15 protein-coding genes are annotated in these 23,542 nt (G+C 42.2%); 7 read left to right on the top strand and 8 right to left on the bottom strand.

Annotated elements, in window-relative coordinates; all coding sequences use genetic code 11:
- The first annotated feature begins 165 nt into the window (after positions 1–165).
- Genes RYH73_RS09750 through soxC form a run of 6 tightly spaced genes read left to right on the top strand, consistent with a single transcriptional unit; the run spans position 166 to position 9,435 of the window.
- Positions 166–3,219: a SusC/RagA family TonB-linked outer membrane protein gene (locus tag RYH73_RS09750; RefSeq protein ID WP_335313230.1), complete on the top strand. Its 3,054-nt coding sequence runs from the start codon at positions 166–168 to the stop codon at positions 3,217–3,219.
- Positions 3,220–3,228: 9 nt separating this feature from the next.
- Positions 3,229–4,563 (top strand): RagB/SusD family nutrient uptake outer membrane protein, encoded by a 1,335-nt coding sequence (locus RYH73_RS09745; RefSeq protein ID WP_335313229.1) that lies wholly within the window; start codon positions 3,229–3,231, stop codon positions 4,561–4,563.
- A 14-nt stretch (positions 4,564–4,577) separates the two neighbouring features.
- The gene (locus RYH73_RS09740) at positions 4,578–5,945 is read left to right on the top strand and encodes a DoxX family protein (RefSeq protein ID WP_335313228.1); all 1,368 of its coding nucleotides are present in this window, start codon (positions 4,578–4,580) and stop codon (positions 5,943–5,945) included.
- 9 nt (positions 5,946–5,954) lie between these two features.
- A complete protein-coding gene (locus RYH73_RS09735; RefSeq protein WP_335313227.1) occupies positions 5,955–7,583 on the top strand; it encodes a hypothetical protein in 1,629 nt (542 codons plus the stop codon).
- Positions 7,555–8,169, top strand: coding sequence for a c-type cytochrome (locus RYH73_RS09730; RefSeq protein WP_335313226.1), 615 nt, complete (start codon positions 7,555–7,557; stop codon positions 8,167–8,169). The genes RYH73_RS09735 and RYH73_RS09730 overlap by 29 nt, the downstream gene beginning before the upstream one ends.
- A 3-nt stretch (positions 8,170–8,172) precedes the next feature.
- Positions 8,173–9,435 carry a sulfite dehydrogenase gene (gene soxC / locus RYH73_RS09725; protein WP_335313225.1) on the top strand — a complete coding sequence of 421 codons (1,263 nt, stop codon included), beginning with the start codon at positions 8,173–8,175 and terminating at the stop codon, positions 9,433–9,435.
- A 75-nt stretch (positions 9,436–9,510) separates the two neighbouring features.
- On the opposite strand, the gene RYH73_RS09720 is transcribed toward soxC, so the two are convergent.
- Positions 9,511–9,723 (bottom strand): hypothetical protein, encoded by a 213-nt coding sequence (locus tag RYH73_RS09720; RefSeq protein WP_335313224.1) that lies wholly within the window; start codon positions 9,721–9,723, stop codon positions 9,511–9,513.
- Between the two features lie 472 nt (positions 9,724–10,195).
- Between RYH73_RS09720 and RYH73_RS09715 the strand changes: the two genes are divergently transcribed.
- Complete coding sequence (locus RYH73_RS09715) at positions 10,196–10,921, top strand: MBL fold metallo-hydrolase (protein WP_335313223.1); 726 nt, start codon at positions 10,196–10,198, stop codon at positions 10,919–10,921.
- Between the two features lie 80 nt (positions 10,922–11,001).
- Here RYH73_RS09715 and RYH73_RS09710 read toward each other — a convergent pair whose 3' ends face one another.
- From RYH73_RS09710 to RYH73_RS09680, 7 genes are all read right to left on the bottom strand, one after another.
- Positions 11,002–11,517 carry a GNAT family N-acetyltransferase gene (locus RYH73_RS09710; RefSeq protein ID WP_335313222.1) on the bottom strand — a complete coding sequence of 172 codons (516 nt, stop codon included), beginning with the start codon at positions 11,515–11,517 and terminating at the stop codon, positions 11,002–11,004.
- Positions 11,518–11,608: 91 nt separating this feature from the next.
- Positions 11,609–13,000: an aminotransferase-like domain-containing protein gene (locus RYH73_RS09705; RefSeq protein ID WP_335313221.1), complete on the bottom strand. Its 1,392-nt coding sequence runs from the start codon at positions 12,998–13,000 to the stop codon at positions 11,609–11,611.
- 115 nt (positions 13,001–13,115) lie between these two features.
- Positions 13,116–15,089 carry a glycoside hydrolase family 127 protein gene (locus RYH73_RS09700; protein WP_335313220.1) on the bottom strand — a complete coding sequence of 658 codons (1,974 nt, stop codon included), beginning with the start codon at positions 15,087–15,089 and terminating at the stop codon, positions 13,116–13,118.
- Between the two features lie 11 nt (positions 15,090–15,100).
- Positions 15,101–17,179 carry a beta-L-arabinofuranosidase domain-containing protein gene (locus RYH73_RS09695; protein WP_335313219.1) on the bottom strand — a complete coding sequence of 693 codons (2,079 nt, stop codon included), beginning with the start codon at positions 17,177–17,179 and terminating at the stop codon, positions 15,101–15,103.
- Between the two features lie 21 nt (positions 17,180–17,200).
- On the bottom strand, positions 17,201–18,808 hold the full coding sequence (locus RYH73_RS09690) for a RagB/SusD family nutrient uptake outer membrane protein (RefSeq protein WP_335313218.1): 1,608 nt from the start codon (positions 18,806–18,808) through the stop codon (positions 17,201–17,203).
- Between the two features lie 11 nt (positions 18,809–18,819).
- Positions 18,820–22,092, bottom strand: coding sequence for a TonB-dependent receptor (locus RYH73_RS09685; protein ID WP_335313217.1), 3,273 nt, complete (start codon positions 22,090–22,092; stop codon positions 18,820–18,822).
- A gap of 170 nt (positions 22,093–22,262) precedes the next feature.
- Positions 22,263–23,456 carry a FecR family protein gene (locus RYH73_RS09680; RefSeq protein ID WP_335313216.1) on the bottom strand — a complete coding sequence of 398 codons (1,194 nt, stop codon included), beginning with the start codon at positions 23,454–23,456 and terminating at the stop codon, positions 22,263–22,265.
- Positions 23,457–23,542 lie beyond the last annotated feature (86 nt).

Raw genomic sequence — 23,542 nt, 5'->3', positions numbered from 1 at the left:
GCGCAGTCTTAAATTTTAAATTGAATGATTATGAACACAAAAATTTTACATGCTTTCACTTTTCGATGTTGATGCTGGGAGTGTAAATAAACGATAGGATTTTTAATCGTTGATCATGATCAATTGGCGTTGCATGATCAATCTTGTAACTTAACCCATTTTTTTATGCAAACACAAAAGAGGACGGTACGATTCGTACCATCCCTCATTTCATTATTTTTTCTTATTTTTTTTACTGAACGGCTAGCTGCCCAGCAAACTAAACCACTTATTAATTCCACATTGAAGGGACAAGTGCTCGATTCAATCACAAAGGAACCTTTACCCGGGGCGCTTGTACATATAGAAGGTACCACGCATAGCGTATCGACAGATGAGGAAGGAAGCTTTGGTTTTGTTACCGGACAAAAATTCCCTTATACGCTTGAAGTCTCTTATATCGGCTATGAAAAGAAAAAAATAATCGTATCGGAGTCAAAAATCGAAATCTTACTCACACCTGGATTCAATCAGCTAAACGATGTAGTGGTGGTTGGTTATACGACACAACAAAGAAAAAACTTAATTGGTTCGGTCACTAAAGTGAACCCTGCTGAAAGTAAAGATATTCCAGCAGGTGGTTTTGATGCCCAATTGCAAGGTAAGGTGTCAGGAGTTCAGATATCCAGCAATACAGGTGTTCCTGGTGAAGCAGTAAATATACGGTTACGAGGAGCTACCTCAATTAATGCTAGCAACGATCCACTGTATGTTATTGATGGCGTTTTTCTAAATACAAATAGCCTACAAACGGTTAATACGGGAGGAAAAGCGACTTCGCCCATTGCGGATATCAATCCGGCTGATATTGAGAGTATTGAAGTTTTAAAGGATGCAGAGGCAACGGCACTTTATGGTTCCCGTGGTGCAAATGGGGTGATTATTATTACAACTAAACGCGGTAATTTTAATCAAAAGCCGAAAGTAGCGTTCAATTTTTCACAAGGAATAGCCAAAGCGGCGAAGCTTTGGGAGCTCACAACGGGCCCCGAACATGCAACTTTAGTAAATGAGTATTACCGGAACATTGGCCAACCAGAGCCCTTTCGTCCAGTGAGCGATGTGGTCAATGGCGTCGCCGGCAGGGGATTACCAGCAGAACAGCAAACGTATGATCGCCTAGGGGAGGCCTTCCGCACGGCTGCCCTAACGAATGCAGACCTCTCCATTAGTGGCGGGTCGACTGACACTCGGTATTATATAGGTGGTGGATATAATCGCCAGGAATCAATTCTTAAACCAATCAGTTTCGATCGACTTAGTTTCAAGGTGAACCTAGATCAGAAGATTAGTGAGCGCGTGCAAATTGGAACGAGTAATACGATTGGACGAACGGGTAGAAATCAGGCGCGTGCAGGCGATGGTCCTCAGGGTGGTTTGTTACAGGCCGCTTTGCATACACCAACTTATCTTTCTCCTTATAATGATCAAGGTGTTCTGGTCGGGAGAGCAGGATTCGATAATCTTACACTTTTGCTGGAAAACTATGATGTGAGCAGTACCAGTCTGCGTTATATTGGAAACATTTATGCGGATATCCAACTGTCATCTGACCTTAAGTTTCGTTCTACTTTCAGTCTCGACTATAATAACTACGATGAAAGTGAGTATTGGAATAACTTGCTGATCGCAGGTAGTCCAAATGGCCTGGCGACATCAGCTGTCGGGCAATCAACGACTTGGATCAATGAACAAACACTGACCTATCGAAAAAAAATCAATCAACGACACGACGTCGGTGTACTGATTGGCAATACCTTGCAGGGTTCTACACTTAAACGTACTTCAGCAACTGGTCGCGGGTTTGCCAGCAATGACTTTAAATTAATTTCCTCCGCGGCTACTACTACAAGTAGCCAAGATTGGGAGAAGTACAATCTGGCTTCCTTTTTTGGAAGAATTGATTATGCTTTTGATGATAAATATTTGATCGATTTCTCTTTGCGAGCTGATGGTTCCTCGCGTTTTGGTTCAGCCGATCCTTGGGGTTACTTTCCGGCTGTGGGGGCCGCTTGGCGCATTAAACGAGAAAATTTCCTGAAAACGCTTGCTTACCTGGATGACCTGAAAATTCGCGCAAGCTATGGGAGCACCGGCAACCAAAATGGAATCGGTGCTTTTGCGGCTCGAAGACTTTGGTCGGGTGTTGGCTCTTCTTACCAAGGTGTTCCCGGTATAGCACCAGAGCAACTGGCAAATAGGGAACTGCGTTGGGAACGAACGGATCAGTTGAATATTGGGTTCGATGCAACGCTCTTTAAACAGGCATTGGATATTTCTTTCAACTGGTATCGTAAATATACAAAAGATGGTTTGCTTCCGGTCACATTAGCAGCAACAACAGGTTATGATAGTTATACCAGCAATGCCGCCGAGATTAGTAACAAAGGGTTTGAGTTTGCATTGGTAAGTCGGAACATTCGAAAAACAGATTTTTCGTGGCAAACCTCCTTTAATATAGCTCGGAACGTCAATAAAATTGAAAAGTTGGAGAATCCATTAAACTATGGCAGTCGCGACCTTATTCTTTTCCAGGAAGGGCATCCTTTATACTCCTTTTGGGTGTATAATCAGTTGTATGTAGATCCGCAAACTGGGGATGTGGTTTATGAAGATGTCAATGGCGATGGTAGGATCACAACAGCGGATCGGAAAATTATGGGTAGTATCTGGCCTGACTTTTATGGCGGCCTTACGAACAACTTGACCTTTAAAGGGTTCGACGCAACTATCTTTTTCGTATTCTCTTATGGTAACGAGATTTATAATCATAATCGATTCTTTGGAGAAGCGGGTGGAGCACGTGATGCGGCAAGGGTCATTTTCGCTTCCAATCTGGATAGATGGCAGCAGCCTGGAGATATCACAGATGTGCCACGCTCGGACGGGGTGAATGTCAATAACTATAAAGATGGCGGCAGTAGATGGCTGGAAGACGGATCGTACCTCCGTTTACGATCGTTGACCATTGGTTATACTTTACCTAAACACATCACAGATCGTTGGCATTTGGATCGCCTACGGGTCTATTTACAGGGAAACAACTTGTTTACTTGGACGAAATATACAGGCTTGGATCCGGAAGCTGCGGCTAGTAGTGATCCAAACGAGCAAGGTATTGATTTGGGAACACCTCCCCAACCAAGGAGTTTTCAATTAGGGATTAATCTAACGCTTTAAGGATTTTTCATGAATAGATTAAAAAATATAGCTTTTATTGTCTTTATAATGACCACGGCTTCGTGCAATAAATTTTTGGATGTTGAGCCAAAAGCATCCATTTCAGGTGATAATATTATCGTGGACGAAACTTCTGCAAATGCGGCTTTGAATGGTGTCTACAGCGCATTACGAACTTATTACAGCGTAGATTTCCAGTCGATTGCCTATTTGTCAGGGGATAATGTTCAATGGACAGGTTCTCAGTCGCAAGTACAAGAGTTTATTAATCATCAGGTAAATGCCGAAAATGCAACGATTACCAGCACTTGGAAGGAAATCTACGTTGCGGTCAATCGAGCGAATCAGGTGATTAAGAATGTGAATGAATTGGCAGAGAATGTGATTAGCGACGACGTTCGCAGACGAATTGCAGGGGAAGCTTATTTTATTCGCGCACTTGCTTACTTCGACTTAGCGCGTACTTGGGGCGGTGTACCGCTGATTACTGAACCTACTGCAAGTCCTACGGATAATGCCGGTGTTATGCGTAGTTCACTGGCAGACACGTATAATCTGGTGCTGGCTGATTTAAATCAAGCGGAAGAATTATTACAAGAAACAACCAATCGATTTCAAGCCACAAAAAAAACCGTATGGGCCTTGAAAGCGCGTTATTTTCTCTATCGGGGAGATTGGCAACAGGCAGTCGATTATGCAAGCCGATTGATCATTGATCAAACGAATTATAGCTTGTTAAGCCCATATTATGCGTTTTTTGCAGATGGAGTGACAGGTACGCGTGAATCGGTTTTTGAAATTTTTTATAATGCAAATGAATTGAACCCGCATCGAGGGCAGTGGCAACCGCAGCAAAATGGCGGAACACGCCAATGGGCACCGAATACTACGTTTGTGAATTTAGTGAACGATCCAACTACCGGCGGTTCACGTAGTGCTCTTGTGGCGAAAGATAATCAGAATAGATGGTATGGCAATCTCTACTACCGCAGTCCCGCTACTGATCCTACCTATGTTATACGGATAGCTGAATTATACTTAATTCGCGCTGAAGCCTACGCCCAGTTGGGAAAATTGGAGGAGGCAATGGCTGACTTGAATGCAGTACGTAATCGTGCTGGTTTGACACCTACTACGACGAGTACGCGAGATAATGTCTTATTGGCCATTGAAAATGAACGGCGATTGGAGTTTGGACTGGAGGCTCATCGATGGTTTGATCTCGTGAGAACGGGAAGAGCACAGACTGTACTGAATATCAGCGATGCCAATCGCTTATTGATGCCTTTACCAGCTGAACAGATTTTAGTGGATAAAGCATTGGAACAAAATCCAGGTTATTAAAATAATGATACACGATGGAAAATTCTGCAATTGAGAAATCATCATACTGGAGCGATTTTGAAAAGATCATTTTCCGCTTCCTTTTTATCTATCTCTTACTTCAAGCTTTACCGCTTGATTGGAAATATTGGAGGCATGTCTTCACGGTTGATTGGCTTCATCCAACATTGACCGATCTCTTCAATGTGAGCCGATATACTCCGCAGTTGTTTTCGATTTACAATTCGGGCGATTATTGGGGCTTAAATACATTTGTTGATTGGGCAATCTTGGCGGCCACAGCGCTTATTGGCACTGTCGGATGGAGTTTTTTTGATCGCCGTACACCGCGTAATTATGATCGTTGGTATTATTTTCTTCGGGTGATCCTGCGCTATCGTTTAGCCTTGGGTGTAATTGCCTATGGCTTTTTAAAGCTATTTCCCTTGCAATCGCCGGCACCTACTTTGAGCGATTTGAATACGCCTTATGGTGATCTTTCTTCATGGAAAATCTTTTCACTCAGCTTGGGTGTGGCTCCTTCCTTTGAAAGCTTTTTGGGTTTGGTGGAGATTATAGCGGGCCTTCTCTTATTGTATCGGAAAACAGTTTTTGTCGGAACGTTCATTCTGCTGAGCTTTACGGGAAATGTGTTTCTTTCCAATTTGGCCTACGAAGGGGGAGAGGCAGTTTATAGCCTGTATCTGATCCAGTTCGCACTTGTTTTATTGGCTTATGATGCCCCTCGTTTGTATACGCTACTCACGCTTGAACGTACTGCAGTTCCTGTCCGATTTAAACCTAAATATCAAACAAAATACGGGGTGATCGGAAGAAAGGTATTAAAAGTAGGGTTTCTATTGTTATTTGTAGTGCTGTATGGACAGAAGGCTTTTGACCAATACCAGGCGGGAGGTTACCAGCTTCCCACCGCTTCCGGCTTGTTGAAGGAAGGCTTTTATGACGTAAGTTCTTTCGTGTACGATGGAAAGGAATTGGATTATGGGGACGAAAATAATGTACGTTGGCAAAATGTGGTCATTGAAAAGTGGCCAACGCTGAGTATACAAACAAGAACCCGTTTAAAACCTGCTATGCATCCTGTGGAAGTTATATCGCGGGACGATGCAGACAGAACTTATGAGTTTGCCGGTAATGGCGCAAGACGGTATTATCGTTGTGAAAAATCCAATAATGGAGAACTTGCGCTTATTGCCTTACAAACACAGAACAAGTTGACTAAATTTTCTTTCACAGAAGTACAGGCATCAGACAGTACCGTTCAGTTGATTGGACAGGACAACACCGGAAAAGCGATTAACATACACCTACGTAAAATTGATAAAAAGTATTTACTGGAAGAAGCGAAGAAAGTAGGTAGACGTAGCCAACTTATATTATAATTTAAAGCCATGGATTCACCAATTATTTCACCGATTCATTCTTCAGTTTTAGAAGGAACTTCCCAAAGCACATCGGACTTTAGCGGTCATGCTTGGAATAAAGGACGGAAATTCGGCTTCCGACTCTTGTTTTTATTTTTCGTTCTGATGTCCATTCCCTGGAATGTCCGTTGGTATACGGATTTATTTGCGATCGATTGGACAAGCCTGCACTATCGGGACCTATATGATATCGCCCGGTTTCAACCTTCTTTTCCTACTTTAGGTAAATGGCTACCTGAATGGTACGGTTATGCAGACTGGATCATTGTTTTGTTGTTCGCCTTTGTGGGGGCTTTGCTTTGGACTGTGATTGACAAAAAGACGCAGAATTATCGAAAATGGTATTACTGGTTGATGGTAATTGCGCGTTATCGTGCCGGAATCGGTATTATCGGTTTTGCTTTTACGAAAGTGCTACCCGTTCAAATGCCTTATCCTTCTGAGGGTATACTAAATACCAATTTTGGGGATTTGACACAGCAGAAAATATATTGGTTATCTATTGGTATCGTGCCTTGGTATCAAGTGTTTGCCGGGATCGTAGAATTGTTGGCGGGTAGCCTGCTTTTTTTTCGGAAAACAACTTTTTACGGTGCCGCATTACTCGTAGGTGCACTGGGCAGCATTACCTTTGTGAATTTTGCTTATGATGGTGGCGTGCATATCTATGCTTCTTATTTCGTACTCTTTGGCTTGTTTATTCTAAGCTACTATGTGCCGGATATCTATCGCTTAATGATTTTGGAACAAGTAACGATACCGCAATATTATTATCCGAACTTCCAAGAGACTTGGCAATATGTTGTTCGTATTGGCTTAAAAGCGACGGTTCTTATTTTGTTTTTGGGTGTGTTGTTCTATGTTCAATTGCTCAATTTTTGGTATGACCCTTATAAACAACCGTCATCTCCCGGTATTGCGAAACTTCGAGGCTATTACCAGGTTGAAGAATTTTACCTGAACGGTAAGTTGCTTCCTTTCAATCCAAATGATTCTTTACGATGGCAGGATTTAACTTTCGAAAAGTGGAGCAGTTTAACTTTTAAGGTAAATCGAGCACAAGCACTTGATTTATCCAATGGTGGTGGAAATCCAATCCGCGATATTGATCGTACCTTCGAGATAGCGGGCGTGGGTGGAGGGCGTCGTGTTTATCATTATTATGCAGACACAACCACACAAACACTATACCTGGAAGATAAAAATACCGCCACCGCGCATTTTCCTGCGGGTAAAAGACGAAGAGGGGCTGACTATCCAAATAGACAGGAAGCGAAGCAGACGGCTGTTGAGGATGTTTATCCTGCTGACTGGATAAGTTCAACGGCTTGGCAACATATCGGAAATGAAGATCACATGATTGATCCTCGAGGTACAACAGCGAGGCGGTCTAGAGACTTTGCCAAAACATCGCTGCCGATCATTCGAAATAAAATGATCTTGCATTATACAACGGATAATGACGGTTCATCGGTGATCTTGGAGGGCTTGGATGAATCAAGGGATTCGATTAAAGTGGTTCTGAAGCGTCAAGATCGCGCATATATTTTGACAAGAAGTACCTTGGATGCAGGATCTTATGACCGTAAGAAATAAGATATATGGGGCCATCGTACTGCTATTTGCTACGTCGTGGGCCTGTCAAACGTCAACGGAAAGGTTGCAGCAAGAAAGGAAGGGGGGGGCGGATGTGCCGATTCGTCCACGTGAGGAACATTACCCAAAAAACTTTGCTTTTGGAAGGGTGATAACAGAAAATGAAATTGCTCCACTTGCGATTAATATAGCACCTGATGGTACGGGATTGCCTGCAGGAAAAGGAACGGCGAAAGACGGTGTGCTGATTTATCATCAAAAATGTGCTTCTTGTCATGGAAAGGCAGGTGAGGGAAGACCTTATGATCGATTAGTTGGCGACCGCAACGTGAAAGAAAAAACCATCGGAAATTACTGGCCTTATGCGACGACTTTGTTTGATTATATACGAAGAGCAATGCCTTATAATGAACCTGGTTCCTTAACGAATATGGAGGTATATCAACTGACGGCTTACTTATTGGCGGCCAATTCATTAATTGCTGATACATTACAAATCAATGCGACTACTTTGCCCAAGGTACGCATGCCTAATCAGTATAAGTTTGTTCGGGACGATCGGCAGGATGGTCCAGTTATTAGATGAAATATGAAAGAGAATAAAAAGAAGGCCGTGGATACAACTGTTCCCGCTAGCTTAGCTCATCTTAAAATGGATCGACGAAAGATGTTAAAGGGGGTTGCAGCACTTGGTTTGGTACTGGTTCAGGAACCGCTTGATGCTGTTACACAAAAGGCAGAATCCATTCATCCGCTAGCCGTCGATCCTTCTAAAGTACTTGGAGTGCCTCCCGGGACACTCGGTACACGTTCCGTTTTTGAAAAACCTGCCAAACTACCCTCTTTTACATCTGCTCGAACACCCCTGCAAGACCTTTATGGTACTATTACGCCCGCTGACCTACATTTTGAAAGAGACCATGCGGGAGTACCTCGTATTGATCCGACTAAGCATGAGCTGTTTTTTCATGGCTTAGTTGAAAAACCAATGGCCTTTACGCTACAGGATCTTAAACGTTTTCCGTCGTTTACACGTACATGTTTTATTGAATGTTCCGGGAATTTTCGAACAGGAAAGACCACCTTAACACCACAGGAAATTTGTGGATTGACCAGTCAAAGCGAATGGACCGGTGTTATGCTATCGACTCTATTTCGGGAAATAGGTGTCAAGAATAAGGCAACTTGGTTTGTTGCTGAGGGAGGTGATGCGGCGTTAATGACGCGCAGTATTCCAGTAGAAAAGGCCTTTGACGATGCGATGGTTGTATATGCCCAGAATGGCGAAGCGATACGACCCGAACAAGGTTATCCAATGCGTTTACTATTGCCCGGTTGGGAAGGCAACACTCAAATTAAGTGGTTAAGACGAATTGAGCTAACCGATCAACCTTATATGACACGTGAAGAGACCTCAAAGTACACTGAAAATGTGGCTGAAGGAAAGATCCGACAGTTTAGTTTTGTAATGGACGCCCGTTCTATTATCACCTTTCCCTCTTATCCATCACAGCTGGCAAAGGGATGGATAGAAATCCGGGGAATTGCCTGGAGTGGGAGAGGCAAGATACAGAACGTGGAGGTAAGTGTCGATGAAGGAAAGTCTTGGCAGGACGCCATGCTGCAGGAGCCGGTTCTCAGTAAAGCACATACAACTTTTCGTTATCTATGGCATTGGAACGGAAAACCAACGTTGATCATGAGTCGGGCCATAGACGAAACTGGTTATAGGCAACCAAGCTACCGGGAGTTGGTGGCTGCAAGGGAAAGCCGAGGTGGTTATCATTTCAATCCAATCACCGTTTGGGAAGTCAAAGGGAATGGTGAGGTGTTTTTGGTTAACGATCGTTAACCAAAAACACCTAACACATCCATCGATTTTCCATGGATAACCGATTTGTAACGAGTCAGGAAAAGATAAAAACGGTTAATTTAATGTCAAGTGCTGCGCTAACTTTGTCGAATTATCGATGAAGGGATCGCTCAGCTCGCCGTCGACAACTAAATAGCCCAATCCATTTCTATAGCAATAATCCTCTGCTTCATCCCAATCTTTTGCTACTATATTCGGACCTGCAAATAGCTGCAATTCCAGTGTGTCAGGGTTAATTGCTTGAAGGTGTGTTGTAAAGGTCTTCATATATTCTTTATCGGGCTTAACAATACGGATGATCTTTTAATCGTTGTACAGATAAAATCCTCGTTTTGGTTGACTAAAATAACACGTTCAGACTAAACTCCAAATTTTTTTGGTTAAAAATAGAGAAAAATTGAGTAAAAACACACAAGGAAATGTTATCCCTATGTTACGTTGAAGAAGATTCTCTTTTTTTGCTTGATTTACAGGTTAATGCATGTTTGGTCTACTTGATCGCTAGAAAGCTTCCCTAAAGGCAACTGTCGTTCCTTCATCAGGATGATGACCATAGCAGGATATCTGGCAATACGAGTATTGTGTCTAAGCTTCTGGTAAGGATAATTGAAGGCCGGCTAATTAAGGGTATGTGCCAATTGAAAATTGATCTTCTACGTGCAAATAAGTATGTTTGTCGCTAGGAGATCGAGAATTACACGATTGCATGCATCTTCTAAATAGCGATTAAATTAACTATATGAACATTGTACCGTTGAAGGAAGGGAACTTCAGTGTCAGTAAGAATAAGGAGTTCACCAAATTAAATGAATTTTCACCTACTAATGATCTTAAAATGGCGATCAATCCCTTCCTTGTAATGGCCGGGGACGACCATATTCTTTTGGATGCAGGTTTAGGTCGGGTTGATCAAGAAGGAACACCGTCTATATACCATAACTTGAAAAATGAACAGGTAATGCCAACTGCAATCACAAAAATTCTCCTTTCGCATTTACACAAAGACCATATAAACGGACTTGGCCAACTAAAAAATGGCAAATTAAAACCGAATTTTCCAGAAGCAAAGATTTTTCTGCAAAAACGTGAACTGGCATTTGCGTTGCAGCAAAAGGAAGTGCCCTCTTATGATCTTCGCATGTTGGAGCAGTTAACTGAATGGCCAAACTTAGTTTTTATGGAAGAAGATGCGGGCATGTTGAGCAATGAAATATCTTATCAGGTTACAGGTGGACATACACCTTTTCATCAAGTTTTTTGGATACGGGAACAAAATCAAGTAATATTCTATGGAGCTGATAATTTACCACAACGCGGTTATTTAAAATTACATATCGCATATAAGAGTGATTATGACGGTAAAAGGGCGATGACACTTCGTCAAGAATGGGAAAAAAAAGCGAATGAGGAACATTGGTCCGTTCTTTTATACCATGACATGAAAATGCCGATTCTAAAATTTTAACAATAGTCGCGCCAGCACGTTAACGGCTCTACGCTTTGTTCAATAGGCAACTTCTTCCGGAATTAGTCTGACCTGAAGTTTTATTGGAAATACTTAATCAAATGCGTTGAAGCTAATGGTAATTCTTCCATTTGATAAACGCCTTTTTCTCTAAAAAAACCATTCGCTTCGAAAAACCCGAGCAAGGGATTTTCTAAATACTCATTGATCCAGGCGAGCTTATATGATTTTGCTACTGATTCACATTTGTCCAATAATGATTTTTTTACTGTCTGCTCATGATAGTTTGGTAGCACACCAAAATCAGCGATTCTAATAAGTCTTTGTTGACTCAGATGGGCTGGCCTTTCTCCTTTTGAAGTTAAACGGGCATAACCAACCGCCTTATCTTCTACATATACGATCAACCATTGGTTTGAAAGGCTGTTTATTTCACGGATTAATTCCTCTTCATTGAAATGAACGGATATATAGTTTTCAAGTGTAGACGAGTCTAATAAGTGTTTGAACTTCTCAGTGGCAATGGTACTTGTTAATTCGATTAAATCATTTATACCTTGCTCGGTTCCTACTGTAAATTTGGTGACGATTCTCATTTGTTTTATCCGTAAAATTTAATACCCGAAGGTATATACTCTTTTAATAACATCGTTGATACAGAGCTGTTAAGAACTTTCGGTACAGTATTCAAATAAGATCTCTTCCGATGGATTGGATTGCTTGGATTTTTTTGGGCGCGTATTTATCCGAAAAAATAACCCTAAAATAATGATCAAAAACGTTGGAAAAAGAAAAAGTGCTCCCTGGAGTGAACCTGATTTCTGCTGCTTGACATTTACGATAAAATAGATCAATATTGATATGATTCGGCAGTTTTACCCAAAGACTATATCCTCCTTGTGGGACACTAATTTGCGTTCCTTTTGGAAAAGACTCATTTAATAGATTGATGGTGAAACGTGCATTTTTTGCAAGTTGTGTCCTAAAGGCACGGATATGCCGTTGGTAACTGGTATTAGATAGTAAGCGATTAACCGTTTCTTGATAAATGGGAGAGACGGTACTTCCGAGAGCGAATTTTATCTGTTCTGCGCGATGCATGAAGTTCGCTGCAGATAACCATCCTAACCGAATTCCGGGAGCCAATGTTTTTGCATAAGAAGAATAGGTCATCACCGAACCACTTTCATCAAAACTCTTAATGGTTGCTGGTCTTTCTCCATTAAATGGAAGATCTCCATAAATGTCGTTCTCTATTATGATGGCTCCATGTTGTTGTGCAACGGAAAGCAGGCCCTGCTTTTGTTCGTTCGTCATGAACGCACCAGTGGGATTGTGAAAGTTAGGGGTAATGACAAGGGCCTTTACGTTGTTTTTGAGACAAGCTCGGTGAAAAATATCGATGTCAAATCCGACTGTAGCAGCAAACGGAATTTCTATTACCCGTAATTTAAGTACTCTTGCAACTTCAAGCACAGAAAAGACACAGGGGCTTTCGAGGGCAATGATATCATTTTTTTCACAGACTGAGCTTAAAGCAATGTACAATGCCTGTAAAGCGCCATCGGTGATGAGTAATTCTGCCGGTGAAATAGACGTACGGTGAATGGCTGCATTGCTGATAATTTTATGCTTTAAATCTGCTGAACCATTTGAATCGTAATAACGCAATAGACCGAGCCCTTGGTCTCGGATCACCTGTTGCATCGTACGTAATAATAACTTTTGTGGGATTAAGAGATCACCGGGGGTGGCAACATTAAACTCGGATACAGACCGCGTCAATTTTGCCGAGCTAATGAGGGTGCGATTACTGGTAAATACCGGATCACGCACTATTGGATAATTACTTGCTTCGCTTGCTCGAGCCAAGATCTTGATTTGGTCGCTGACGTAATAACCTGACTTTGGAATACTGGTGACCAGGCCTTTACTAATTAGTCGTTCATAACCGTGTTGTACAGTTGTCGTGCTTAGGTGGTGCATTTTTTTTAAGTCGCGCACCGAAGGCAACTTTTGCCCGGCCCGGTAAATGCCCTTACGAATGTTTTTTTCAATGGATAAGGGTGAACGTTTCAAATTTATACGACTTCATGGAACTGTACTGCCTGTTGCCTGATGACAAACATAAACAATTTAATCTTTTGAAAACAGAACAGTACAGTTCAATAACGATCAATACAGTTGGTTTGCATTAAAGCGCTTTCGAATTTATATGTATATTTTCGATGCGCGTAGGTAGCCATACCTGCATTTCACCATTGCCCCTGTTGGCCCAGCAAAAGTAGGGGATGGCGGTGATCGTTTGTTCCTTTACTTGAATCGACCGCCCATCGCTCGATGGAGTTGCCACGGGTAATTTGCCCTGTAAGGTAACCACGCCACCTAATAGATCTTTTTGATACGTACTTATGAACTGCGAATTCGAAGGTACAATAAAGTTCATAGCATCGTCTTGGTTATCAATTTGCTCGACACAATAAACCAACGGCCCACGTTGCAAGGCAACACGATTTTTATTAGCAGCTATTTGATCGTTGGCAGCAATCTTTTTTACGTCCATCGGTAATTGAAAGCTAACTACATCATTTTTATTCCAGGTTCGCTCAATAATCGCATAGCCTTTTTCGACACGATAGGGGGTGTTTTTGCCATTAACCTGTAAGGTGTATTGGTTCTCTCCGGTATCTAAAAATCGATAGGCATTTCCTGGAACAGGTTGTCCCGTTGCCCAACCCGGGATACGAATATAAAGCGGAAACTTGCTCTTCCTGTCAGGTGTTACGGTGATGTTAACATCACCTTGCCAAGGATATTCCGTTTGTTGCGATATATGGACGGATCCATTGGCTAAAGAAATGGTACTTTGGCTACCTACAAAGAGATTTACCCAGATCCCTCGGTCTGATTGCGCATAAATGTAGTCACCAAGAGACGCTACTAAACGGGCGATGTTGGAAGGGCAACACGCGGTGCCAAACCATTCACTTCTGCCGTAACCACCACGTGATGCAAGCGGATTTCCATAAAAAAAACGGTCACCGCTGTATGAAAGACCATCTAATGCACCATTATACAGACTTCTTTCGAGTATGTCAACATACTTGGCCTCACCGGTTAGGAAGTTCATACGTTGATTCCAAAAGACCATTCCTACAGAAGCACAGGTCTCACAGTAGGCACTCGCATTGGGAAGATCGTAATCTTGACTAAAGCCTTCGTTTTTGGCCGTTGACCCGATGCCACCGGTGATATACATGTTGCGATACACAACATCTTGCCAAACCGTTTGCATTGCCTGCATATAATCATTGTTTTGGGTTGCAGCACCTACATCGGCCGCGCCCGTATATAGATACATCGCCCTTACTGCATGACCCGTAATTTCTTTCTGATCTTTTAGCGGTATCGCATCTTGGCAACGTGCAGGATCTTTCCACTGATCCCAAGTTTGCCCCTTTCCGTAACCGTGTCCTCGTTGTTGAAGGAACCAATCCGCCAATTGCAAGTAACGTTCCTCTTTGGTTGTATGATAAAGCTTGACCAAAGCGAGCTCAATTTCCTGATGTCCACTTACCCAGGGACGATTTTGTTGTCGAAAAGTAGAATCTATATGATCCGCAAAGCGGGTAGCTACCTGGAGCAGCTTTTTTTTACCGGTGGTATTATAATAAGCAATGGCCGCTTCAATGAGATGCCCGGCACAATAATCTTCATGCATGTCCATATCTGTCCATCGCTTGTCCAATCCGTTAAGGGTATAATAGGTGTTTAAGTAACCGTCGGGTAATTGCGCGGCGGCTATTTTATCGATCCACGCGTCTGCCTTTTGTATCAATTGTTGATCGGGATTGTTTTTGAGCGAGTAAGCAATGGCTTCCAAGGCTTTATATACATCAGAATCATCGTAATAAATACCTTCATGTTTTTCGCCGGTTTGTTGTGCAACCTTTTCAAAGTTACGGATGCGAGGTGTTTTTACCTCGGTCTGTTCAATACAAACAGGAATTGTTACGGTACTGACTGTTTTGATTTTTGGTGCCCAAAATTGATCGTTTATTTCAACCTTGGAAAAATTAACGGGTCTTATAAGCGTAGCCCCTTCCTGGGCGAAGGTATATCCTGTTAAGGAAAGGTAAATACCGATATAGATGATCATTTTCTTCATAAGTCTTTCTTTTAATTAACGATGGGAAATTGGGTAATTCGTAAAGTGGAGCAACCATAAGGAACTAAAACAATGGGAACTTCTTCCTCTTCCGCTGCCGAAAATTGGTGGGGAAGCGGACCTGCCATATGTTTGTATAGCCCCCATTCGGGAATCCTTTTTGCTTTGGTTTTAAGGATGATCGGTGCACCGGTTAAATTCCAGGGATATTGTCCATTCGACTTGTTTTTTACCACTTCAAATCCATTTTCCGGATTGTTGACGGCGCTTTCTATTAAACCATAATTCCAGTCGGATTTTGGATGTACTTCCCAGAAATCTCCAAAATAGGTGGCATCACTTACTTTGCGCCAATCTTCTTCGATTTTCAGTGCGTATACTAATGGGCCACGCGCTACGGCAACCGATAATTCTGCCCAACGACTAGTCTCGACATGCATGGGTAAAACCAGGGTAACCTGGTCTCCATCTTTCCAATTGCGGTTGATTTTTACCATACTTCCTGGTTTTAGGATTTCTTCTTGAATTGCTCCGTTGATTTTTACCTGTGCATTTTTTGCCCAGTGCGGAATGCGTAAATGGAATGGAAAGGAGAGTGGCTGTGTACTATGTACCGTAAAAACGATGTTTTCGTCGAAGGGGTAGTGCGTATCTTCCGTGATGCGGATCGTTTGTCCATTGGCCACCCGGGTTTCTACTTCACTAGGCCCATAGAGAAGAGCAGCTATCCCCTGATCGGCCGTTTGATACCAGAGATTTTGTACAAATTTAGGCCAGCCCTGGTGCATATTTGCCGTACAACAGGGGTAACCTGTAAGCAAACCATAACATTGATCAGTGCCTTGATGTCCATCGTCTTCAAAAAAATTGCGCTTGGCACGGGAGATCAACACCTGATTGGCACTTTGAAAATACTGGCGATAATTAAAATCATCCGTTGCTTGCGTGGGCATGGCGTTATAGGCTATTTTTTCAAGCTGATCAGCAAAATCTGTGTCGCCTGTGATGGTTAACATCGATTCTAGCGAGAAGAGCATTTCAACGACAGAGCAAAATTCGATCCCTTGTGTCGGGGCGTTGCCGTGAAGTGGTTCATCGCCACCATACATACCCTGTGCCTGGCCATGAAAAAGAGTAATATCATTAAATGCTTTTTTTACCGCCTTTATATAATTGGAGTCGGCATGCTGTTGATAATAGATGATGGGTGTTTTAATACCTTGTGCAAGATTGACGCAATGGAAACTTTGTAGCTGTCCAACATGTAACTTATCAATCAGCGCTTGCTTAAAGGGATAAGTATTGCCGGTGTTGTATGGATATAAATGTCCGACACCTTCCTGTTTTGTATCGTACGTGCTGGAGAATACGTTCGTATAGGGGAAGGTTTGCTGATAAATCAAATTACCTAAATCCAATAAGAAACTTTCACCGGTGATATTGTACAACCAGTAAACCACCATTAAATTATCGGCACCTCGACGGTTTCCCCAAAAAGTCCATTGATCCAGGGGGTGTTTGGGAAGCTCCTGAAGCTGATACTTGAAATAGTTGCTAAGTGCTTTGATAACCCGTTTGTCAGCGGTAGCATTGTAATATTGCTGCAACACTTTTAGCATAACCATGCGGGGCCACCAATCTTCTACCGGCTCTTTTTGAATGCCTGCTTCTGGTTGTGGTTTTACTGAAAGGGGTTTGGGCCCAAGATAACCATCTTCGCGTTGATTGTTTAATGTCCATTCTATCCAGGGTTTCACTTTGTTGATAAGTGCTTGGTCCTTTAAAATATAGGCTAGTGGAAGCAAACCATCTATCCAATAAGGGCCTCTTTCCCACGCATCTCCATCACCTCCTAGCCACCCGTTCCGGTGGCCCGCAACTTGTGGATAGCGTTCATCCAGATGCCCGGTAAGTCCGGTTTTCATACGTTGAAGCTGATCTTTTAACCATCCTTGCGGCTGTATGTTGCCCAAGGGAAGCGCAAGATAAGGGTTAGGACGCAGCGGGCTGCGGTTCTGTAACTGGGCTTTACTTTCAACGCCTAGGCCGAAAATAAGAAGGATAAAGCATATAAATGGTTTTGTTTTCATCGTCATAAAAGAACGTAATTGTTAGTACCCTTGATTTTGCGTTAAATTTGGATTCGAATTAATAGTTTGTTGTGGAATTGGAAAGGTAATACGGTAATCACCATTTGGCTTATGAGACAACCAACTTTTCTGCGTAAAGATACTGAAGCGAATCATATCGCGTCTACGATGACCTTCCCAAGCAAATTCCCAACCAAGCTCGTCTAACATACGACCATATTGAACAGGTGTTGTATTCCCTTCATCTACCAGGTTGTAATCTTCTACATATCCATAATGGTAACGACTGTTCTGCTGTAGTTCGTTACCTGTTATAAGCGCTTTTTGCGGATCCTTCTTAAAAGCCCTGGCTCTTACCTGATTAACGAGCGTGGCTGCTTCATCTGAATTACCACTACGCAAAAGACATTCTGCCTTCATTAGCAGAATATCCGCATATCGAAAGAAAGGAAAGTCATTGTCAAGGTTGTACATAGCACCCATTTTTACACTGAACTTATTCATGCGGTAGCCTTCCGATTCACCGGTATATAACCCATCTGGAATGTCTTTCGTAAATACGAGGGGCTTACCGGCCCGATCATATGCACCGAGAAGTGGTGTTTTGCCGTCAGCGGCATATTGGGGTCCCATCAACCAAGTATCTGCTAAACGCTCGTCAGTAGGATCATAGGTGTCAATAAATTGCGGTACGGCCATGGCCGAGCCTGCACCCCAAGGGGTGGCTTGCATATTTGCTTTCGCTTTTAGTGAAGCATGCCAAGAGAACATATGAAAAAGAAAACCACCGCCAACGGTTTCTTCGAATGGAATGGCAAATATAATCTCGGGTGAATGCTCATTGTTTGTGGTAAATATATCCCTAAAGTTGGCATTTAAACTGTATTTACCAGACGTGATCACATCATCACATTGTTGTATGCATTCCTGCCAGGCCGACGTACCGCTATAAACTTCTGCATTAAGAAGCACATTGGCTAGCAAGGCCTTTGCAGCCCATTTATTGAACCGACCGTAGAACTGTTGACTGTTATCTTTGCTTAAGGCAGGTATTGCAGTGTTTATTTCGGAAATAATGAATTGAAAGAGTTCGGCCCTCGATACTTTTGCAGGTAGCTCCGTATCAACTGCCGTTACAAGCGGCGCTTCACCAAAATTATCGCAGATGAGCCAGTAAAAAAAAGCACGTATTACCCGTACTTCAGCTAGTATCCCTTCTTTTGTCAACCCATCGCTCAGGGGAATTTTATCCTCATCAAATAAACTGATAATACGGTTGGCATTGATTACACCTTTGTAAAAGCTATTCCACATGGCACTCATTTGCTCATTTTCCGAGTTCCATGTGTGAAGATGGATACGTTTGTATATACCGCCATCGTCCCAACCCGAGGCATTAGCTGGCATTACCAGTTCATCGGAAGAGGTTTCTTGTACACCGGCCCAATTATGATGATCGAAAAACTCGCGCATGTTAGCGTAAAGAATGCCGGTAGCTTGATAAGCATTTGTATAGCTTAATTGATCATCAGTTACTTCCGTATATAACATTTCGTCCAAATTATTATTGCAAGCTGAGAACGAAAAAACAAGTAAAATAATGGTTATACTGGATGTTATTATTTTCATTTTCTTAAGGCTTAAAAGGTAAAAAATGCACCTAATGTGTAACTTGTTGTGGAAGGATAACGATTTTTATCATCAACTCCCGGTGCCAGTCCGGCAACGCTGATTTCAGGGTCTATACCCTTATATCCTGTAATCGTAGCGAGGTTGGAGATGGATCCGTAGAGTCTTATACGTTTGATATAGTTGCTCTTCACGGGAAGGTTATAGCCTAAGGTGATATTATCGATTTTCCAATAATCGCCGTCTTCTATGTAATAACTTACATAATTAAGGGATTGATCGTCGGCTAATGGGCGTTTGCCGAAAACGGGATCATAAGCCGAATTGAGCAGATTACCACGTGTAAGCATGACGGGGTTCCCATAAAACATTTCAGGCATATTTAAGATCTGAAAACCAAAAGCTCCACGCATCGTAATGTTTAAATCAAGGTTCTTATATACGAAGGTGTTGTTCCAACTTGCATAATATTTAGGCAAGCCATTGCCGATAATTTGCTTGTCATCAGCTTGTTGGTTAGCAATAGACTTTGGGTTTCCATCCTTCCCCTCGATAATCCAATAACCGTTTTCATCTATATCGATGGTCTTAAACCCATAAAAATTGCCAATAGGCTGGCCAACTTGCACGCGATGGGTGCGTTGTTGGATCGGTTCACCGGTTTCACCGGTATCGAAGTAGCCACTTGCTAGCTGGAAGTTTTCATCCGATAAGGACAGAATCTGATTGCTGTTAGTAGAAAAATTGACAGATGTTCGCCACTGAAAATCGTTTCTTTGTATAGGAACGCCATTGATTTGTACCTCAATTCCCTTATTCCGCATCGAGGCCGCATTTGCTCGTATCGTACTGTACAAATAGGGTGGAGTGGGAACGGGGTAATCCATTAATAGATCTTTTGTCGTTCGCCTATAATAATCGATAGAACCTGATAGTCGATTGTTAAAGAAGCCATAATCCATACCAATATTTAACTCCTCTTTCTTTTCCCACCGTAAATCGGGGTTCGGGTTTAAGGAAGGATTGACTACTTGAACCCATTGCCCGTTAACAAGGCTATAGGTGTCAAAATTAACCAGACTCAACGATCGGTATGGTTCGGGAGGTTCTGTACCTGTAATACCGAAACCGGCGCGAAATTTTAAGTTGCTGAGCCCGTTGACGTCCTGAAGAAAACTTTCGCGAATGGCGTTCCAACCCACGGAAACTGCCGGAAAGTTACCCCATTTATTGTTGCTTCCAAACTTCGAGGAGCCTTCGTGACGAATACTGGCCATGAGCAGATACTTTTCTTTGTAATTATAATTTAGTCGGAAAAAATAACCGACTAATTTGTTTTCAGTTTGCAAAGAATTTTCGGGTGCTTGTCCACGCTTTAAGGCTAATCCCGCCCCCATGTTATTGTAAGAGAAATCGTCTGTTGGAAAATCCCAGTTTTGCATCCAATAGTCTTGGTAATTATTGTTTCGCCAGCTATAACCGATTAAAGCGGTGAATTCATGATCTTTAAATGTTTTATGATAATCAGCGGTTAGTTCTAATAAGTCTTCTTGTGTTCGGGTAGTGCCTCTGGATGCATAGCCATTTTTACCGTCTCTAATGGTGGAGAAATGCTTTTTTGTTTCATAATAACCCCTGGTACTATTGTAAAGATCGCGCGAGAGCAAGAGCTTTACATTGATATCTTGTCTAGGGGAATAGGTGATATTTCCGAAAGTTCTGAAATTATTGTTCTGGATGAGCCCCTGTGTCTCTTCCAAAAGTGCTACGGGATTCATGTAATCCGTTTTTTCTATCCGTTCTATCCATACCCCATTATCGTCTTTTAGGCGATCGGTGGGGTTGAAAGTTAGTCCGTTCCTATAAACGTCTCCCCGAAAACTAGTCCCGTCCGCACCTGAAAAATATCGCTGCTGGTAACCATTGATGTTGGCATTTAATTTTAACTTTCCATCAAACATGCTATGGTTAAATTCGATACGCGGGAAGAGTACTTTATTGTCTGATCGTCTGATGATACCTTCGATACTTCGGTAGTTGATATTGGCAATGTAATTCGTGATGTTGTTGCCCCCTTTTAGACTGATGTTATAAACTTGTGAAATCGGTGTTTGTGTTATTTTATCTAACCAATTTGTCTCATGACCATAATCAGTGGCCCCTGGTCTTCCTTCTGCGACGCGTTGACGGTATTGGGCGGCGTTCATAAAGTCCAATCGTCTTGCGATACTTTGTGTTGTAAAATAGCTGTTAATGTCAATGGTTGCCGGTGTCTCGCCATTTACCTTTTTTGTCGTGATCAGGATTACGCCATTGGTACCTCGGGTACCATAGATAGCTGCGGCAGAGCCGTCCTTTAAAATGTCGATCGACTCGATGTCCTCTGGAGCAACAGTAAACAGCGTACCGGGTACGCCATCAATTAGCACTAATGGCGCACCGCTTGCTAATATGGAAGGTACACCTCGAAGATTGACCTGGGCAGTTGCAACAGGATTGGCATCCGGTGAAACAACATTTAAACCCGCTACTTTACCGCGGATAAGCTGCGCCGCATCATTCACTGAACCTTGCACAAAATCTTCTGATTTAACACTGGCAATGGCTGTTGTAATTTGTTCACGCTTTTGGGTACCATATCCTACAACAACAACTTCATTGAGGGTATTGGCATCTTCCTTTAATGTTACATTGATTGTATTTTCCTGATTAAGCGATATCTCTTGGGACGTGTAACCTACATAACTGAACAAAAGTATCGCTCTTGGTTGTGACACAGAGAGTCTATAAAGGCCGTCTTTATCAGTTGTAGTCCCGGTATTGATCCCCTTGACTTTAATACTTACCCCTTGTAATGGTAATCCTTTCTCGTCGTTTACTCGACCGCTGATGGTCTGTTGAAGAACGGGAGTTGTCGGCGCTACTTTAGGAGCACCCTTTAGCACAATGGTCTGCTGCATGATTTTGAACGAGAGCGGCTGGTTCTCAAAACTTTTTCTTAAGGCTTCTTCAATTGATACATTTTTTAGATCGATCGTAATAGTGCCTGTTTTCTGAATGTCCATTTTATCGAATAGAAAATGATATCCGCTTTGCTGTTCGATCAGTTCTAAGATTTCAATAACGGAAGCTTTCTCTTTTTTGAGCGTAATTCCTTGACTATAACTTTTAGCACTCACTTGCAAGAGTGCCAATAACATAAAAAGGGCTGTAAGTTTCATAGTCAATATTAATCGCTGCAGGGAGGGCCATTTGCATAGCATGGCCTTTGAAATAAATTTCATTACTTTTGTCGTGTTTGGGTTAATAAATATTGTTAGACCAGTATGGAAATAGCTCCAAGCTTTTCGGGGAGTGCTACCAACACTCTCCGTTTTTTCGGTTAGTTATACTACTTTATTTTTTCATCATCTTTTGTTTTTTTGTTGATTAGGAGCAAAGGCTTAGCTTTACATCAATTTTTGATTATCACTTTTCTTTCTTGTATTTCGTAATCCACGCCGGTATAGGCAAGCATGTTCATCAGTTCTGATAAGTTTACATTTCGGGAGACACTTCCGTTTAATAACTTTTTGGATCGGGGGCCCCTGTACTCTATTTCAATATCATACCATCGGGCAATTTGTTCCATGACACGTTGAATACTGGCATCCTTAAATATGAAAAGGCCATTTTTCCAGGCGATTTCACTTTCAATGTCCACATTGTCTAAGATGCTAAGCACCTCCTTTTGATGTAATAACGCCTGTTGTCCAGGCTTCAGTAGTTTCGTTTGATCACCGTGCTTTATCTTGACCGAACCATTGATTAGGGTGGTTTTGGACATAGTGTCATCATAATCGGATAGATTGAAGTTGGTTCCTAATACCTGAACTTCTAGATGTTCACTAACCACTTTAAACGCTTGTTGACTATGTTTCGTGACTTCAAAATAGGCCTCTCCTCGTAATTCTACTTTACGTTCCTTACCCCTAAACTGCGAAGGAAAACGTAGGGAACTTGCCGCATTTAACCAGACTTTACTGCCGTCCGGAAGCTGGATTTGGTACTGACCACCTCGCGGTGTTTCCACCGTATTCCAACGGTTGGTACTACTTTCTTCTGCTACGAACGTATTGGCGTCAAAAATGAGCTGGCCATCATTGATCTTCTGAATCGATGCGGCTTGGTCACGAGCCAATAATCCATTCGGTGAATCGGTCAATACAATCGTCGTTCCGTTTGCCATTTTTAGTATTGCCTTATTTCCGCCGGGCGGAATATCATTTAGCTGATTTTGTGATATAGCGATCGGTTGAAGATCCGATTGTTTGTTTTTTATTTGAAAAATGAAAAGGCCGATGGCAAACCCGATTAAGATTGCTGCCGCAGCGAATTTAAGATAAGGGAAAGAAAACGACGATGTAGGCCTAGGCTCGTCTTCCTTATTCGCCAGTATCTGTTTGAGCATTTCTTCACTTCGCAGGTTTTCTGATAAGGATGAAGATATTAACGTATCATCATATATTGTACGCAACACCTGGTCAATTTCCTCTTGCGAAAGCGTATTGAACAAAGAGGCGAGCTCATTGAGCTCGCCTCTTTGTTCAATACGCTTTTCTAAAAAACGATTTAGCAATAAGGAAAATCTTTTCGAGGTGTTATTCATGTTTTATAAATGGTTACGTTGTCTGCATGATAAAGCAACAACTATAATAAAGACAATAAAAGTGAAAAAAAGGGGGTAGTGGCTGA

It is taken from the genome of Olivibacter sp. CPCC 100613 (genome assembly GCF_036959255.1).
Taxonomy (GTDB): Bacteria; Bacteroidota; Bacteroidia; order Sphingobacteriales; family Sphingobacteriaceae; genus Olivibacter.
Note: the sequence above shows the minus strand (reverse complement) of the source record. Positions and strands in the feature narration are given on the sequence as shown.